The sequence below is a fragment of the Bradyrhizobium sp. MV1.5 genome, from assembly GCF_055807615.1.
In genome coordinates this window covers 133,421-147,094 of sequence record NZ_JBVVPL010000003.1, presented here as the reverse complement: position 1 = coordinate 147,094, position 13,674 = coordinate 133,421, and the positions used below count along the sequence as shown (strand labels likewise).

The 13,674-nt window shown below is 65.6% G+C and carries 15 protein-coding genes; 5 read left to right on the top strand and 10 right to left on the bottom strand.

Annotated features, from left to right (window positions below):
* Positions 1–240 precede the first annotated feature (240 nt).
* Complete coding sequence (locus AC0L2J_RS04355; protein ID WP_007597308.1) at positions 241–1,209, bottom strand: cell division protein FtsX; 969 nt, start codon at positions 1,207–1,209, stop codon at positions 241–243.
* On the bottom strand, positions 1,202–1,861 hold the full coding sequence (gene ftsE / locus AC0L2J_RS04350; RefSeq protein ID WP_008135325.1) for a cell division ATP-binding protein FtsE: 660 nt from the start codon (positions 1,859–1,861) through the stop codon (positions 1,202–1,204). Before ftsE ends, AC0L2J_RS04355 begins: the two co-directional genes overlap by 8 nt.
* A gap of 191 nt (positions 1,862–2,052) precedes the next feature.
* Between ftsE and AC0L2J_RS04345 the strand changes: the two genes are divergently transcribed.
* Together AC0L2J_RS04345 and AC0L2J_RS04340 are read left to right on the top strand one after the other, a co-directional pair.
* Positions 2,053–2,934, top strand: coding sequence for an MJ0042-type zinc finger domain-containing protein (locus AC0L2J_RS04345; RefSeq protein ID WP_473387555.1), 882 nt, complete (start codon positions 2,053–2,055; stop codon positions 2,932–2,934).
* Between the two features lie 59 nt (positions 2,935–2,993).
* Complete coding sequence (locus AC0L2J_RS04340) at positions 2,994–3,368, top strand: response regulator (RefSeq protein ID WP_063994095.1); 375 nt, start codon at positions 2,994–2,996, stop codon at positions 3,366–3,368.
* 105 nt (positions 3,369–3,473) lie between these two features.
* On the opposite strand, the gene AC0L2J_RS04335 is transcribed toward AC0L2J_RS04340, so the two are convergent.
* Both AC0L2J_RS04335 and AC0L2J_RS04330 read right to left on the bottom strand, forming a co-directional pair.
* Positions 3,474–4,634, bottom strand: a complete 1,161-nt coding sequence (locus AC0L2J_RS04335; RefSeq protein WP_473387408.1) for a DUF4175 family protein — start codon at positions 4,632–4,634, stop codon at positions 3,474–3,476.
* Positions 4,622–6,568 carry a TIGR02302 family protein gene (locus AC0L2J_RS04330; RefSeq protein ID WP_007615301.1) on the bottom strand — a complete coding sequence of 649 codons (1,947 nt, stop codon included), beginning with the start codon at positions 6,566–6,568 and terminating at the stop codon, positions 4,622–4,624. Before AC0L2J_RS04330 ends, AC0L2J_RS04335 begins: the two co-directional genes overlap by 13 nt.
* A gap of 166 nt (positions 6,569–6,734) precedes the next feature.
* On the opposite strand from AC0L2J_RS04330, the gene AC0L2J_RS04325 reads away from it, so the two are divergent.
* Together AC0L2J_RS04325 and AC0L2J_RS04320 are read left to right on the top strand one after the other, a co-directional pair.
* Entirely contained in the window at positions 6,735–7,118 is a 384-nt protein-coding gene (locus AC0L2J_RS04325; RefSeq protein ID WP_007615302.1) for a carboxymuconolactone decarboxylase family protein, read from the top strand.
* A 223-nt stretch (positions 7,119–7,341) separates the two neighbouring features.
* Positions 7,342–8,238, top strand: a complete 897-nt coding sequence (locus AC0L2J_RS04320) for an NAD(P)-dependent oxidoreductase (RefSeq protein ID WP_007615303.1) — start codon at positions 7,342–7,344, stop codon at positions 8,236–8,238.
* Between the two features lie 61 nt (positions 8,239–8,299).
* Here the strand turns inward: AC0L2J_RS04320 and AC0L2J_RS04315 are convergent, their stop codons facing one another.
* The 3 genes from AC0L2J_RS04315 to AC0L2J_RS04305 form a co-directional block, all read right to left on the bottom strand.
* Positions 8,300–8,575 carry a hypothetical protein gene (locus tag AC0L2J_RS04315; RefSeq protein WP_063994098.1) on the bottom strand — a complete coding sequence of 92 codons (276 nt, stop codon included), beginning with the start codon at positions 8,573–8,575 and terminating at the stop codon, positions 8,300–8,302.
* Between the two features lie 64 nt (positions 8,576–8,639).
* Positions 8,640–8,966 (bottom strand): DUF1330 domain-containing protein, encoded by a 327-nt coding sequence (locus tag AC0L2J_RS04310; protein WP_007615305.1) that lies wholly within the window; start codon positions 8,964–8,966, stop codon positions 8,640–8,642.
* A 134-nt stretch (positions 8,967–9,100) separates the two neighbouring features.
* Positions 9,101–9,799, bottom strand: a complete 699-nt coding sequence (locus AC0L2J_RS04305; protein WP_063994099.1) for a winged helix-turn-helix transcriptional regulator — start codon at positions 9,797–9,799, stop codon at positions 9,101–9,103.
* A 182-nt stretch (positions 9,800–9,981) separates the two neighbouring features.
* Here AC0L2J_RS04305 and AC0L2J_RS04300 point away from each other — a divergent pair, with 182 nt between their 5' ends.
* Positions 9,982–10,500 (top strand): SRPBCC family protein, encoded by a 519-nt coding sequence (locus AC0L2J_RS04300; RefSeq protein ID WP_063996712.1) that lies wholly within the window; start codon positions 9,982–9,984, stop codon positions 10,498–10,500.
* Between the two features lie 57 nt (positions 10,501–10,557).
* Here AC0L2J_RS04300 and lysA read toward each other — a convergent pair whose 3' ends face one another.
* The 3 genes from lysA to argH form a co-directional block, all read right to left on the bottom strand.
* On the bottom strand, positions 10,558–11,823 hold the full coding sequence (lysA, locus tag AC0L2J_RS04295) for a diaminopimelate decarboxylase (protein ID WP_473387402.1): 1,266 nt from the start codon (positions 11,821–11,823) through the stop codon (positions 10,558–10,560).
* 23 nt (positions 11,824–11,846) lie between these two features.
* Complete coding sequence (gene lptM, locus AC0L2J_RS04290) at positions 11,847–12,137, bottom strand: LPS translocon maturation chaperone LptM (RefSeq protein WP_063994101.1); 291 nt, start codon at positions 12,135–12,137, stop codon at positions 11,847–11,849.
* Positions 12,138–12,230: 93 nt separating this feature from the next.
* Positions 12,231–13,628, bottom strand: a complete 1,398-nt coding sequence (gene argH, locus AC0L2J_RS04285; protein WP_473387400.1) for an argininosuccinate lyase — start codon at positions 13,626–13,628, stop codon at positions 12,231–12,233.
* Positions 13,629–13,674: the final 46 nt, after the last annotated feature.

Below are 13,674 nucleotides of genomic sequence, written 5' to 3'. Positions count from 1 at the left end.
GGGGGACACAACGATCGGGCTTTTGGCGGGGGGGGGGGTTTTTTTGGGGGGTCACCCGGTTGTACGGGTGCCCCCCCCCCCCCCCCCGTGGGGGGGGGGGGGGGCCCCCCCCCCCCCGCGCCCCCACGGGTGAGGGGTATGTCTCCGCGAACTGGCATCGACGTTCGTGCACGTGGATAGAACCCCTCATCCGGCGCTTCGCGCCACCTTCTCCCACGAGGGGAGAAGGAAGAAACCATTTCAATCGACATCATTCAGCGTCGCGAACAGCGTCTGGCGCGAGGCGACCGCGGTGATGGCGCCGATCAGCACGGCCTGCACCGCGAGCACGATGTAGCCGGACGGCCGCAGCGAGAAGGTGCCGAGCAGCGCGGCGAACTGGTCGCCGACGGGGGTGCCGGAAAACCAGCCTGCAATCGACTCGGAGAAGCCGAACACCAGCATGGCGGCGCCACCGCCGATCACGCCGCCCTCCAGCCCCAACCTGAGGAAATGACGCAGGAAGCGGTTGGCGATGTAGCGGTCGCCGGCGCCGACGAAATGCAGCACCTCGACGATCGGACGGTTCGCCGCCATGGCGCCTCGGGTCGCGAACGACACCGAGATGATGGTGGCGACGATGACGAGCGCGAGGATGCCGAGGCCGGCGAGCACGGTGGCGTTGGTCATCGAGCGCATGCGCTCGATCCAGGCGCGGTGGTCGTCGACGCTGGCGCTTGGCGCCACCTGGGTCACGCGGGCGCGCAGAGCGCCGAGATCGAGCGCCGTGCCGGGCTGCACGCGCGCGATGATCATGCGCGGCACCGGCAGATCGTCCATCGACAGCCCGGTGCCGAGCCAGGGCTCGAGCAGCTTGCCGCTCTCGTCCTTCGTGAACGGCTTGACCTCGACGATGCCGGCTTGTGCGCGCATGGCCTCGGTCACCGCCGCGGTGTCGCGTTCGAGATCGCGGCCGGTCTGCGGGCGGACCTGGATGGTGATCTCGCTGGCGACATCCGACTGCCATTCGGCGGCGGAGGCGCTCACCAGCAGCACCGTGCCGGTCGTCATCGAGGCCAGGAAGGTCATGATAGCGACGACGGCGACCAGCGCGCGGCCGTGGATCGAGGCGCGCGGCACGATCGGCGACATGTTGCGCGCCCTGGCCGGGAGCGGCGGACCCTCCTGTCCGAGATCGACCAGCACGCCGCGCTCGTCGGGCCTATTCATAGACGTGCAGCCGTCCCTGGTGCAGCACGAAGCGTCGCGCCTCGTACTGGTCCATCAGGGCGATATCGTGGGTGGCGATGATGACGGCGGTGCCTGACTTGTTGAGTTCGATGAACAGCCGCAGCAGGCGGCGGCCGAGCGTCGGATCGACGCTGCCGGTCGGCTCGTCGGCCAGCAGCAGTTGCGGCCGGGAGATCACGGCGCGCGCGATCGCCGCGCGCTGCTTTTCGCCGCCGGACAGGATCGGCGGCAGCGCATCCATGCGCTCGCCGAGCCCAACCCATTTCAGGAGATCGATGACCTCCTTGCGGTAGCTCGATTCGCTGCGGCCCATGACGCGGAACGGCAGCGCGACATTCTCATAGGTCGTCATGTGGTCGAGCAGGCGGAAATCCTGGAGCACGATGCCGATGCGCTTGCGCAAGTCTGCGATCTCGTCCTTGCCGAGTTGCGAGATGTCGTGACCGAACAAATTGACGAGCCCCCGCGTCGGGCGATGCGAGAGGAACAACAGGCGCAGCAATGAGGTCTTGCCGGCGCCGGACGGGCCGGTGAGAAACTGGAAAGAATGCGCCGGGATCTGGAAGTTGAGGTCGCGCAGGACCTCGGGCCCCAGGCCGTAACGCAATCCGACATTTTCGAACCGAACCAAGCTCAGCTCCGTTCGAGAGAGGCCGCGGGCCGCACGGCTGTGCTCCGCCATACGCGATCAGCGGGTTTTGCGGCCGTTATGGTTTCCGGTTCGTTAACGGTCGTCCTGTAGCATAATTGGCAGCATCTTTCCCGCTCGGTTCTCCGCGACCGTGTCAACGTCAAGACTTGTCCATGCATCAAGGCTCGTCCATGCATATCGTCTGCCCTCATTGTACGACATCCTACGCCATCAAGCCCGCGAGCCTTGGGGCGAACGGCCGGACCGTGCGTTGTTCCCGTTGCAAGGAAACCTGGGTCGCCCATGCCGAGGATGCCATCGAGGAGGCATCTGTCCCAGCCATGGCCGCGGCCAGCCGGGGCGACGACCAGTCCGATCTCGCCGAGCAGTGGAACTCCTATGCCCGGGACGACGGCGCCGCTGACGCGCCTGTCGTTGACAGCCCCTCGATTGCCAGCGACTGGCCGGACCAGGAAGCCACCGACACCGAGGACGAATGGTCCGCGGCCGCCCGGTCCGTCGAGGAGGAAGTCGTCGGCGAACAGCACCAGTCCTGGTTCCGTGGCCTGTTCGGCCGCCGCCGCGGCGCCCGAGTGCGCCGTCCGGTGGCCACGGCGGCCCCGCGAAAATCCCATTTCGGCCTGCCAACCGCCTGCGTCGCCATGGGCGCGCTGGTGCTGGCGCTGGTGATCTGGCGCGGCGACATGGTGCGGCTGCTGCCGCAGACGGCCGCCTTCTACAGGATGGTCGGCCTCGAAGTGAACCTGCGCGCACTGGCCTTCAAGGACGTCAAGCTCTCCAGCGAAACCGTAGACGGTAAGCAGGTGCTGGTAATCGAGGGCGTGATCGTGGGCCAGGGCAAGAAGCCGCTCGACATTCCCCGGCTGCGCTTCGCGGTGCGCGACGCGCAGGGCGCGGAAATCTACGCCTGGAACGCCGTTCTGGAACAGACCGTGCTACAGCCCGGCGAGCGCGCCTTCTTCCGCTCGCGCCTGGCCTCGCCGCCGCCGGAGGGCCGCAATATCGACGTTCGCTTCTTCAACCGGCGCGACATTGCCGGTGGCAGCGTGTAATCGATTTCGCAGGTCTCGCAGGCAAAGTTGGTGGCGAGATTGATCCCGAGGTTGGTCTCATGTCCAAGATCCTGATCGCCGACGACGAGGATTCGATGCGCCAGCTGGTGGCGCGCGCGATCGCCATGGACGGCCACGAGATCGTCACCGCGCAAGACGGCGCCGAGGCGCTGGAGATCCTCACGCGCGCCGACGGCGGGTTCGACCTGCTGCTCACCGACATCCAGATGCCGGTGATGGACGGCATCGCGCTGGCGCTTTCCGTCGCACGCGATTTCCCCGATTTGACCATTCTGCTGATGACCGGCTTTGCCGACCAGCGCGAGCGCGCCTCGAACCTCAATGCGCTGGTGCACGACGTCGTGACCAAGCCATTCTCGGTCGCCGACATCCGCACGGCGGTGGCGGATGCGCTGGCGGCGAAGAAGGGGTAACGGCCTCGGGTTCGTAGCTTGTAGCCCGCATGAGCGCAGCGACATGCGGGACCGGCGGCCCCGGATATCGCTTCGCTCATCCGGGCTACGAAAGCTGCGACAGCCTCAAAAATCCTTCAGCAGCCGCTCGATATAGTCGAGCTCGATCTGCGGGCGCGAGCTATCCCCCAAGCGGCGGCGGAGCTCCTCGAGGATACGGCGGACGCGCTGGGCGTCGATCTCGCCGGGAATCTTGACCGTGTAGTCGTCGCTCAGATCGCGGCCGTGAAGGGGGCGGCCGAGCGGATCGGTCTGATTGCCCCCGCTCTGCTGGCGGCCGGCACGGTTGCCGGGGCCATCGCCCTGCCCGTCGCCATCGCCCTGCTGCATCGCCTCGGCCATCTTCTGCGCGCCCTTGCGCAAGGCCTCGAGCGCTTTCCCCTGCGCGTCCACCGCACCGTCCGAATTGCCTTCGCCGAGCTGCGAGCCGGCATCGCCCATGGCCCCGTCGGCGGCGTCCAGACTGCCGTCGTCATCGCCCTCGTCGCCGTCCTGATCGCCATCCTGGCCCGGCTGTCCCTGCTCGCCCTGCTGACCCTTCTGCCCTTTCTGGCCCTGGCTCTTCTGGCCCTTTTGCCCCTTCTGCGTGAGGCCGCGCTTGGCGAGTTCGTCCTGCAGCTTCTTCAGGCGATCCCGCAGCGACTGCTGATCCCGCTGGAGATCCGACATCGACTGGTCGCCCTGCTGCTTGCTGCGCGAGCGCTCACGCCGGGAATCCTGGCCCTGCTTGAAAGTCTTGTCGCGCAATTGCTGCTGCTTGCGGATCATGTCGCTGAGCTCGTTGAGCGCCTGCTCCATATCGCTGTCGCCGGATTGCCCGGGCTGCGCCATCTGGAGGTTTTCCATGATCTGCGCGAGCTGCTCGAGCATGCGCTGGGCCGCTTCTTTATTGCCTTCGCGCGCCGCCTTCTCGATTTGCTTCAGCAATTCGTCGAGGTCGCGCTGCGTGATGACCGAACGATCGCGATTGGAGGATTGGCTCTTTTCCGTCGCGCGCTTGTAGTCCTCGAGCTTCTGAATCGCATCGGATTGATTGTTCAGGCTCTTGCCGGATTCCTTCTGCCTGAGGCTGTCGCCGGAATCCTGCATCGCCTTTTCAGCGCCATCGAGCAGGGCATCGACATCCTGATCCTGCTGGGCAGCCACGGGCGAGACGCCTCCCAACAGGAAGGCGAGGCAGGCGATCGAGATCGCCTTCAAGACTGGCACGCGTGCTAGCTTCCGCATTTACGGTCTCGCGTCGACTGGTTGGCACCGTCGTTGCCCGGCTTCGCCCGGTTGTTCGCCGACTTGCGATAGGCCTGAAGCTGCTCGCGCAACGCGTCCTGCTGCTTCGCCAGCTCTTCGAGCTGCTCGGGCGTGGCGTTCTGGGTCTTTTGTTTCAGCTCGACGGACTTGTCGAGGATGAGCTGAACCTCTGCCGGGAAAGGCTGCCGCGGTCCAAGCGGATTCTGCTCGGCGCGCCGGGCGAGATCGCGCACCTTGCCGGCCATCGCCTCGCGAAGCTTTTGCGTCAGCGCCTTGATCTCGTCCTCGCTGGCGCCGCGTTCCAGCGCACGCTTGAGCGCATCCTGAGCCGAGCGCAGCGCGGCGTTGACGCTGCCGGCGACACCGTCGTCCTCGATGGTGACCGCGAACGCCCACATGCTTCCCACCACATCGCGCAGCGCGTCGTCGGTGCGGGCGGCTTCCAGCTGCAGCGCCAGGCTGCGCAGGCCGAGATAGCAGCCCGCATCCGGCGTGAACAATTCGGGCGCGATCATCAGCGCGTCGAGCGCGGCATAGACATCCGAATTCTTGTTGGCGTCGAGCGCGAGGATGCGGCGCTGCTCGACCAGCGCGCGCGCGAGCGAGTTGGTGAACAGCCGCTCGGGCAGGCGCATGTTGAAGGGCTCGCTCCTGGCCTGGTTGCCGGCCTCGTCCTTGGCGGTGAGGGTCAGCGTGACGTCGGCGCCGGCATAGGGATCCTCGCTGAGATCCTTCACCGTCTGGCCGACGCCGTTGCGGGTGCGCGCATTCGGCAACACGAGCGGAAATTGCGGTGGCTGGAATAGCGGCCGCGCGGCGGCCTTGGTGTCGGCCTCCTTGCTGCCATCCTTGACACCATCTTTGGCATCGCCGGGACGCAGCCCGATTTGCGCGTCGGCGCCGGTGACACCGTAATCGTCCTCGACCTTGTAGGTGAGCTGGAGTCCGCCACGGGCCTGGCGCTCGGGATCCTTGGCCAGCGCAATCGTCGGCGCCCGGTCCGGCGTTGCCGCAAACGCCCATTGCGGCTGGCCCGAGGGCGCGCGGACATGCGCGGTGCCGTCGCCGCTGATGGTAAAATGCTTCTCGTTGGTGCCCTTGGGCGCAGCTTCGGTGGGCGCGACTTCCTTGAGGCCGCCGGAGACGACAACATCCAGGCTGCCGCCGGAGGAGCGCACGATCAGGGTCGAGCCTGCGGGAACGGCAAGCTGGCCGCTGGCCGGCAGCGCGGCGGCCTCCTTGTTCGCGGCCGACAGGATGACCGGCGGCTTGCCGGTGTAGAGCGGCGGCGTGACCCAGGCATCGACGCGGACATTCGTCGGGGCCAGCACGCCGTTCCAGTGGAAGGCGGCCCCGAGCCGCATCGCACGCTCGTCGCCAGCGGCGAAGAAGGTCGCAACCAGCATCACCATGACCAGCGCGCGCAGCGCCCAGGGATCATGCAGAGCGAGCCGGGGCTTCGGCAGACCGGCGCGGATGCGCTTGATCGAAGCCAGCGTGCGCTCGCGCTGCGCCCGCCACAATGCCTGCGTAACCGGGTCCTGCGAGCTCAGCGTGTCCGTCAGCGTGGTGGCCGGCCGGTGACGGATGCCGGAGCCGCGGTCGAGCCGGGCCAGCGCCTCCTCGCGGCTCGGCCAGCGAAAGCGACTCAACGGGAACAGGACGGCAATCGCGATGCCGGCGAAGACAAGGAGCCCGATGGCGCGGGCAATGGACGGCAGCGCCAGCCAGAGGCCGGCCCATGACACCACCAGGAACAGGCCAGCGACGGTAAGAAGCCGCGCCAAATTTGGCCAGGCACGCTCCCACGCGATGGCATAAGTGGCCCGCTGCAGGGCTTGCGCCAGCTTCAGCCGCGACAGAGCGTCGCCATCGCGGATCGGGTCTGACGGGTCGGGGGTGACGCCGTTCAATCAACTCTCCAGGTTGCCCGGTAGAGAAGCGTACCACAACGGCAGCACTGAGGCATCCGTTCCTGTACGGGAGACACCCCTTTTCCCGCATAACACGAGGACGTGACTGGCCCGCCGCAACCCCGTAATTTCCGCGCCGGCAGCCAAGGAAAACAAAGGAAACGCCATGGACAAGAAGATGCACGACAAGGGCCTGGAAGTCCGCAAAGCGGTGCTGGGCGAGGCCTATGTCAACAACGCCCTGAAGACCGTCGACGATTTCAACCGCCCGTTCCAGGAGATGCTCAACGAATATTGCTGGGGCACGGTGTGGGGCCGCGAGGAGCTGCCGCGCAAGACCCGCAGCATGCTCAACATCGCGATGATCGCGATCCTCAATCGTCAGCACGAATTCCGCGCGCATCTGAAGGGCGCACTCACCAACGGCGTCAGCCGCGACGAGATCCGCGAGATCCTGATGCAGGTCGCGATCTATGGCGGCATGCCGGCCGCAGTCGACAGTTTTCGGATCGCGCGCGAGGTGTTCGCGGAGATCGACGCCAAGGCGTGAGCCGCGCCGGTGTGAGGGACGGTAACGCGACGTCCCTCCTCCACGTCGTCCTGGCGAAAGCCAGGACCCATAGCCACCGGCAGGTGTGGTTACGGGCACTCGGAGTTACCACCTCGCACCACAACATCTCCCTGGGGTAATGGCTCCTGGCTTTCGCCAGGACGACACCGAGGATGGATGCGCGCCGATCAACAACAACGAATATTCAACACAAGGAAACACCATGGACATCGGATTCATCGGCCTCGGAAACATGGGTTTCCCGATGGCGCGGCGGCTGATCGAGGCCGGCAACCGGCTCGTCGTGTTCGACACGCGCAAAGAGGTCGTCGACAAGCTGGTGGCGCGCGGCGCCACTGCGGCGACGTCGCCGAAGGACGTCGCCGACCAGGTCGAGACGGTCATGGCGAGCCTGCCTTCGCTGCAGGCTTCGCTCGCGGTTGCGACGGGGCCGAACGGCGTGGTCGAGGGGAGCCGCGTCAAACGCTTCATCGATCTCTCCACCGTCGGCTCGGCGATGGCGGTGAGGATTCACGGCCTGCTCGCCAAGCATGACATCGTGCAGATCGACTGCCCCGTCTCCGGCGGCGTCGGCGGCGCCGAGAAAGGCACGCTCGCGGTGATGGTCTCGGGACCGAAGACCGAGTTCGAGCTGCTCAAGCCCGCGCTCGACATCATCGGGAAAGTGTTCTTCATCGGCGAGAAGCCCGGCGCGGCGCAGACCATGAAGCTCGCCAACAACTTCTTGTCGGCCACCGCGATCGTGGCAACCTCCGAAGCGGTGGTGATGGGCGTCAAGGCGGGGCTCGATCCCGCCGTGATGATCGACGTCATCAATGCCGGCTCCGGCATGAACACCGCGAGCCGCGACAAGTTTCCGCGCTCGGTGCTGCCGCGCAGCTTCGACTTCGGCTTCGCCACGGGACTGATGGTGAAGGACGTGCGGCTCGCGCTGGAGGAGATGAAGCAGCTTGGCCTGTCGATGGAGGTCGCGGATGCGGTCGGCCGGTTGTGGGAGACGGTCATCAGCGCGGAAGGCGCCGAGTCCGATTTCACCGCGGCGATCAAGCCGATCGAGAAGAAGGCGGGTGTTGTGGTGGGCGCCAGGCCACCCAGCTAGCGCCAACACGAGAACGCAGCGCCGAAGACCGGCGCTGCGCTGTCCTCCTTGGATCGATCTGCTACGAGCGGCGTCTGCCAAGTTCCAGAAGGTCGATCGGCTGCTCCAGTTGCAGGGAGGCCGAGCCCCCGCTGCATTTGATGTACTTCTCGTCGCACCTGCGCATGCACCGTCTCTCGCTCGAGCATTTCGCAGCGGTGTTGTTGCAGCTGACCCACGTAACGTCGCACCGCGTGACCCGGGCCGACGCGGCGCCGGAAAGTCCGAGCATGAAGGCCACGCTGCAAGCTACGAAAAGCATGCGAAGCAGGCCGGCGCCGGCGAGCGAATCGTTCATTCCAATCTCCTGTGTTGGCCGGGCACGTCTCCGCCTGCGGCCGAGTGTTTGACGAAGATGCAGTTCAAGCCTTGGCAAGATAGGGAATCGTGCCGGCCAAGTCCGTATCGTCGATCAACTGGAAGCGGCTCTCGCTGCCGCCCCTGCGCGCTGCCGCGAAGCGGCCGTAGGCGGGATCAGTGACGAAAGACTCGGCCGCTTTCGCCGTTGGAAACGACATGATCGCGATCAGCGAGGTGTCGAGAGGGGTACCTTCCAGCGTCTTCACATTGCCGCTGCGCGAAAGGTACTTGCCGCCGTGCTTGTGCACGAGGTCGTGAACGGAGGCCGCATAGTCCGGCACCCATTTTCCGTCAGTTACTTTGATGTCCGCGATCAGATACGCTGTCATGTCGTGTCTCCTGGCTCGAGTTCAGCTCCGCGTTGATACAGGCGGGCATCACTGGGGTGCCAGAACACGGCGCGGGCTCGCCAGTACGGGAACTGTAGCGGGGCGATACAAATACTGAATTGCGCCGCCCTGCATCAGCTCGCCAGCTTGCGTTCCTTGGCGAACGGGCTGAGGCCCAGCCAGCTTTGCATGGCCGCGGCAAGCTGCCGGTCGCCGGTGAGCAGCATCCGCCGGCTTGCGACGGCCGCGCGCACGGTATCGAGCCCCATCCAGATCGCCGTCATGGTGCGCAGATCAACCGACACGTAAAGGTCAACGTCGAAACCGGGATCAATCGAGCAGAGGTCGACACTGTCGTCGGGATCGACGATCAGCCACCACAATCGCTGCGTCGAAGGTAACTCCGGATACGCGAACTGCAGCACGCTGCGGCGGGTCGGCATCGGCGTCGTGTTCAAATTCCGCCGCATGTCCCACATCAACAGCTGGACATCGAGATGCTGAAGCGACAGATGCGACTCGATGCGGCGCTGGCCCCAGATGCCGAACGCCTCGACGATGGGGCCGAGTTCGCGTCCGGCTGTGGTCAGCAGATATTCTGTGATACCGCGCTCGGAAGCCGACGCCCGGCGCGTAAGGATGCCGGCGGCTTCGAGCTCCTTGAGACGTTGCGAGAGCAAGGCAGGCGACATCCGCGGAACGCCGCGGCGCAGCTCGTTGAAGCGCGTCGAGCCGGCAATGAGCTCGCGGAGGAGCACGACGGTCCAGCGCGTACATAATATTTCGGCCGCCATCGCGACCGGACAGAACTGCCTGTAGCTGCCGATGGTCATGCGGTCCTCCGTGACAAGCGAAGGCGCAACCTTAGGGCCGCGGCGCGCGGCTTCCTAGTTCAGTTTCTGTATCAGCAGCGATTCATTCTCTGAACTGGCCGCGGACCGTGGTGAGCGTCTATTCGACCGGCATTGGCAAGCCGGCCGCCGCAATCGCGGCCCGCCGGACACAGGAGATTACCATGAAGAAATACGATTCGACGGCTTCCAGATTGCTCGTTTCGGTTCGCAGCGCCGCGATTTGCGCCCTCAGCCTGGGCGTCAGCGTCATGCCGGCGTCCGCAGCCAATCTGACGAGGAGCATCGAGGTCAGCAGTGCTGCGGCCGAGGTGTGGTCCGTCATCGGGCCGTTCTGCGCGATCAAGGATTGGCTGCCGCCGGTGGGGCAGTGCATTGCGGACGGCAAGTCGCCGCCAACCCGGACGCTCGTCACCAGGGACGGCAAGGCCTCGTTCGTGGAGACGCAGACTGCGCGGAACGACAAAGACTACAGCTATTCCTACGCGTTCCTGTCGAGCCCACTGCCGGTGAGCCAGTACAAGTCGACCATCAAGGTCACGGCAAAGGGTGAAGGCGCGTCGGTGGTGACATGGACCGGCATCTACACGCCCGACCCGGGGCGGGAGAAGGAAGCGGTCGATGCCCTCGGCGGCGTCTATGATTCCGGCCTCGCCGCGATCAGGGACCGGTTCAAGAAGTAGGAGTCAATGCAGCGATGGGCGCAGCGGTAGCTGCGCTCATCGTGGACGATCACAGCCTCACAGCCAGGGCGCCGGCGTATCCATCGCGATCAGTTGCTCGACCTCGATGCGCGGACGCACGACGGCGTACTGGTCGCCCTTCACCAGCACCTCGGGCACCAGCGGTCTCGTATTGTAGGTGCCGGCCTGCACCGCGCCATACGCGCCGGCGGTCATGATGGCGATGAGGTCGCCGGGCCTTGGTGTCGGCAGCGTGCGGTCGAGTGCGAGGTAGTCGCCGGTCTCGCAGACCGGGCCGACGACGTCGGCCATGATGGTCGCGGCCCCCTTCGCAGGCTGCGTCACCGGCAGGATGTCGTGATGGGCCTCGTACAGCGTCGGACGGATCAGATCGTTCATGGCGGCGTCGATGATGACGAAATTCTTGCCGTCGCCGTGCTTCACGTAGATCACCTTGGCGACCAGGATGCCGGCATTGCCGACGATCATGCGGCCCGGTTCGAACATCAGCGTGCAGCCGAGATTGTGGCTGACGCGCTTGACCATGGCGGCATAAGCGTCGGGCGCCGGCGGCGCCTCGCGGTCCATGTAATAGGGAATGCCGAGGCCGCCGCCGAAATCGACATGCGAAATGTTGTGGCCGTCGGCACGCAGCGTCTGCACGAATTCGGACAGGATGCGGAACGCGATCTCCATCTTGGAGAGGTCGGTGATCTGGCTGCCGATATGCACGTCGGTGCCTGTGACCTCGATGCCCGGAAGCTTTGCGGCGCGCGCATAGACCTTGCGGGCATACGCGATCGGGATGCCGAACTTGTTCTCTGACTTGCCGGTCGAAATCTTCGCATGCGTGCCGGCATCGACGTCAGGATTGACACGAATCGAGATCCGCGCGGTCTTCCCCATCTCGGTCGCAAGGCGCGACAGCAGCTCGAGCTCGGGCTCGGATTCGACATTGAGACAGAGGATGTCGGCGGCCAGCGCGGCACGCAGCTCGGCTTCCGTCTTGCCGACGCCGGAGAACAGGATCTTGTTTGCGGGAATGCCGGCGGCTAGCGCGCGCTTCAATTCGCCGCCGGAGACCACGTCCGCGCCGGCCCCGAGCTTGGCGAGCGTCCGCAGCACCGACTGGTTGGAGTTCGCCTTCATGGCGTAGCAGACCAGCACCTTCTCGCCGGCGAAAGCGTCGGTGAAAACGCGATAGTGTCGCTCGAGCGTCGCTGTCGAATAGCAATAGAACGGCGTGCCGACTGTTGCGGCCAGCTCGGACAGGTTCACCGCCTCGGCGTGCAGCACGCCGTTGCGATAGTCAAAATGGTTCATGGCGTTGGCTCAGTTGCCCCAGCCTATCGGCTGGGTCTTTCGTCCAGGAGCGGGTCGAGGATAAACGGTTTCTTCCTGCCCTTGGTCGCCGCCGGTGCGGCGTCCGCGCCATAGGTGGGATTGAACACGCTCGGCGTCTTCTGGGCTTCGGTCTCGGTATCGGTCGGTGGCGCGATGTTGGCCGTGGACGCGCTGGAGGCGGTCGGCGGCAGATCCAGCGGGCCCTTGCGGCCACAGCCGGCAAGCGCGAGCGCCGTCAGGCTCAAGACAATGATGGCCCACCCCGAGCCGGCCGGGCGAAACTTTGACGTCACGACGAAATCCCCACTACGCGCGGCGCACCATACAGAGATTGGCGCGCTCTGGCGAGACCCGGATGACCATGAAACATAAGCGAAATTTTGCCCTCAGCCCAATTTTCGCTCTTTTTCCAATCGCTTCAGCCAGGCCTTGGCCTGCGCCGCCACGTTCTTCGGCGCGGTGCCGCCGAAGCTGGTCCGGCTCTCCACCGACGATTCGACCGAGAGCACGCCGAGCACGTCTTTCGTGATCTTCGGCTCGATCACCTGCATCTCCTTGAGCGGGAGCTCGTGCAGCGCCACGCCGCCTTCGGCGGCTGTCGCGACGATGCGGCCGGTGACGTGATGGGCGTCGCGGAACGGCATCTTCAGCGTCCGCACCAGCCAGTCGGCAAGATCGGTCGCGGTGGCATAGCCCTCGCCCGCGGCCGCTTTCATCTTCGCTTCATCGGGCACGAGATCCCGGACCATGCCGGTCATGGCGCGGATCGCGAGTGACAGCGCGGCGAAGCCTTCCATCGCGCCCTGCTTGTCTTCCTGCATGTCCTTTTGATAGGCGAGCGGCAGGCCCTTCATCACGATCAGCAACCCATTGAGCGCGCCGATCACGCGGCCGGTCTTGGCGCGCACCAGCTCGGCGGCGTCAGGATTGCGCTTCTGCGGCATGATCGAGGATCCCGTGGTGAACTTGTCGCTGAGGCGGATCATGCCGACCAGCGGCGAGGTCCAGATCACGATCTCCTCGGCGAAGCGCGACATGTGCACGGCGCAGATCGAGGCCGCCGACAGGGTCTCCAGCACGAAGTCGCGATCGGAGACCGCATCGAGCGAGTTCGCCATCGGACGATCAAAACCGAGCGCCTTCGCCGTGGCGTGACGGTCGATCGGGAACGAGGTACCGGCGAGCGCCGCAGCTCCGAGCGGGGATTCGTTCAGCCGCTTGCGCGCGTCCTGGAACCGGCCGCGATCGCGCGCGGCCATCTCGACATAGGCGAGCAGATGGTGGCCGAAGGTCACCGGCTGCGCGGTCTGCAGATGCGTGAAGCCCGGCATGACCGTTCCGGCATGCTCCAGCGCGCGCTCGACCAGCGCCTGCTGGAACGCGGCGAGCGCGGCGTCGGTCTCATCGAGGACGTCGCGGACATAGAGACGGAAATCGGTCGCGACCTGGTCGTTGCGCGAGCGCGCGGTGTGCAGGCGGCCGGCGGCGGGGCCGATCAGCTCGGACAGGCGGCTCTCGACATTCATGTGAATGTCCTCGAGCGCGCGCTTGAATTCGAAGCCGCCCTTGCCGATCTCTGACAAAATCGTGTCTAGACCCTTGCCGATATTTTTCGCATCAGAGGCCGTGATGATGCCCTGTGCGGCCAGCATCGCGGCGTGGGCCTTGGACGCGGCAATGTCCTGGGCAAAGAGGTGACGATCGACGTCGATGGAGACGTTGATCTCTTCCATGATCTCGTCGGGACGTTCCGAGAACCGGCCGCCCCACATCTTGTTGCTCATGATCCCCTGCTCACGCCTTGCCTGTCGCCGCCGCACGTTTGCTGAC

Coding starts and splice junctions, on each gene's coding strand:
- AC0L2J_RS04355 (WP_007597308.1), bottom strand. CDS start 1,209: ATGAATAGGCCCGACGAGCGCGGCGTGCTGGTCGATCTCGGACAGGAG.
- AC0L2J_RS04335 (WP_473387408.1), bottom strand. CDS start 4,634: ATGCGGAAGCTAGCACGCGTGCCAGTCTTGAAGGCGATCTCGATCGCC.
- AC0L2J_RS04345 (WP_473387555.1), top strand. CDS start 2,053: ATGCATATCGTCTGCCCTCATTGTACGACATCCTACGCCATCAAGCCC.
- AC0L2J_RS04300 (WP_063996712.1), top strand. CDS start 9,982: ATGAAGAAATACGATTCGACGGCTTCCAGATTGCTCGTTTCGGTTCGC.
- AC0L2J_RS04315 (WP_063994098.1), bottom strand. CDS start 8,575: ATGAACGATTCGCTCGCCGGCGCCGGCCTGCTTCGCATGCTTTTCGTA.
- AC0L2J_RS04305 (WP_063994099.1), bottom strand. CDS start 9,799: ATGACCATCGGCAGCTACAGGCAGTTCTGTCCGGTCGCGATGGCGGCC.
- argH (WP_473387400.1), bottom strand. CDS start 13,628: ATGAGCAACAAGATGTGGGGCGGCCGGTTCTCGGAACGTCCCGACGAG.
- AC0L2J_RS04325 (WP_007615302.1), top strand. CDS start 6,735: ATGGACAAGAAGATGCACGACAAGGGCCTGGAAGTCCGCAAAGCGGTG.
- AC0L2J_RS04340 (WP_063994095.1), top strand. CDS start 2,994: ATGTCCAAGATCCTGATCGCCGACGACGAGGATTCGATGCGCCAGCTG.
- AC0L2J_RS04320 (WP_007615303.1), top strand. CDS start 7,342: ATGGACATCGGATTCATCGGCCTCGGAAACATGGGTTTCCCGATGGCG.
- lysA (WP_473387402.1), bottom strand. CDS start 11,823: ATGAACCATTTTGACTATCGCAACGGCGTGCTGCACGCCGAGGCGGTG.
- AC0L2J_RS04310 (WP_007615305.1), bottom strand. CDS start 8,966: ATGACAGCGTATCTGATCGCGGACATCAAAGTAACTGACGGAAAATGG.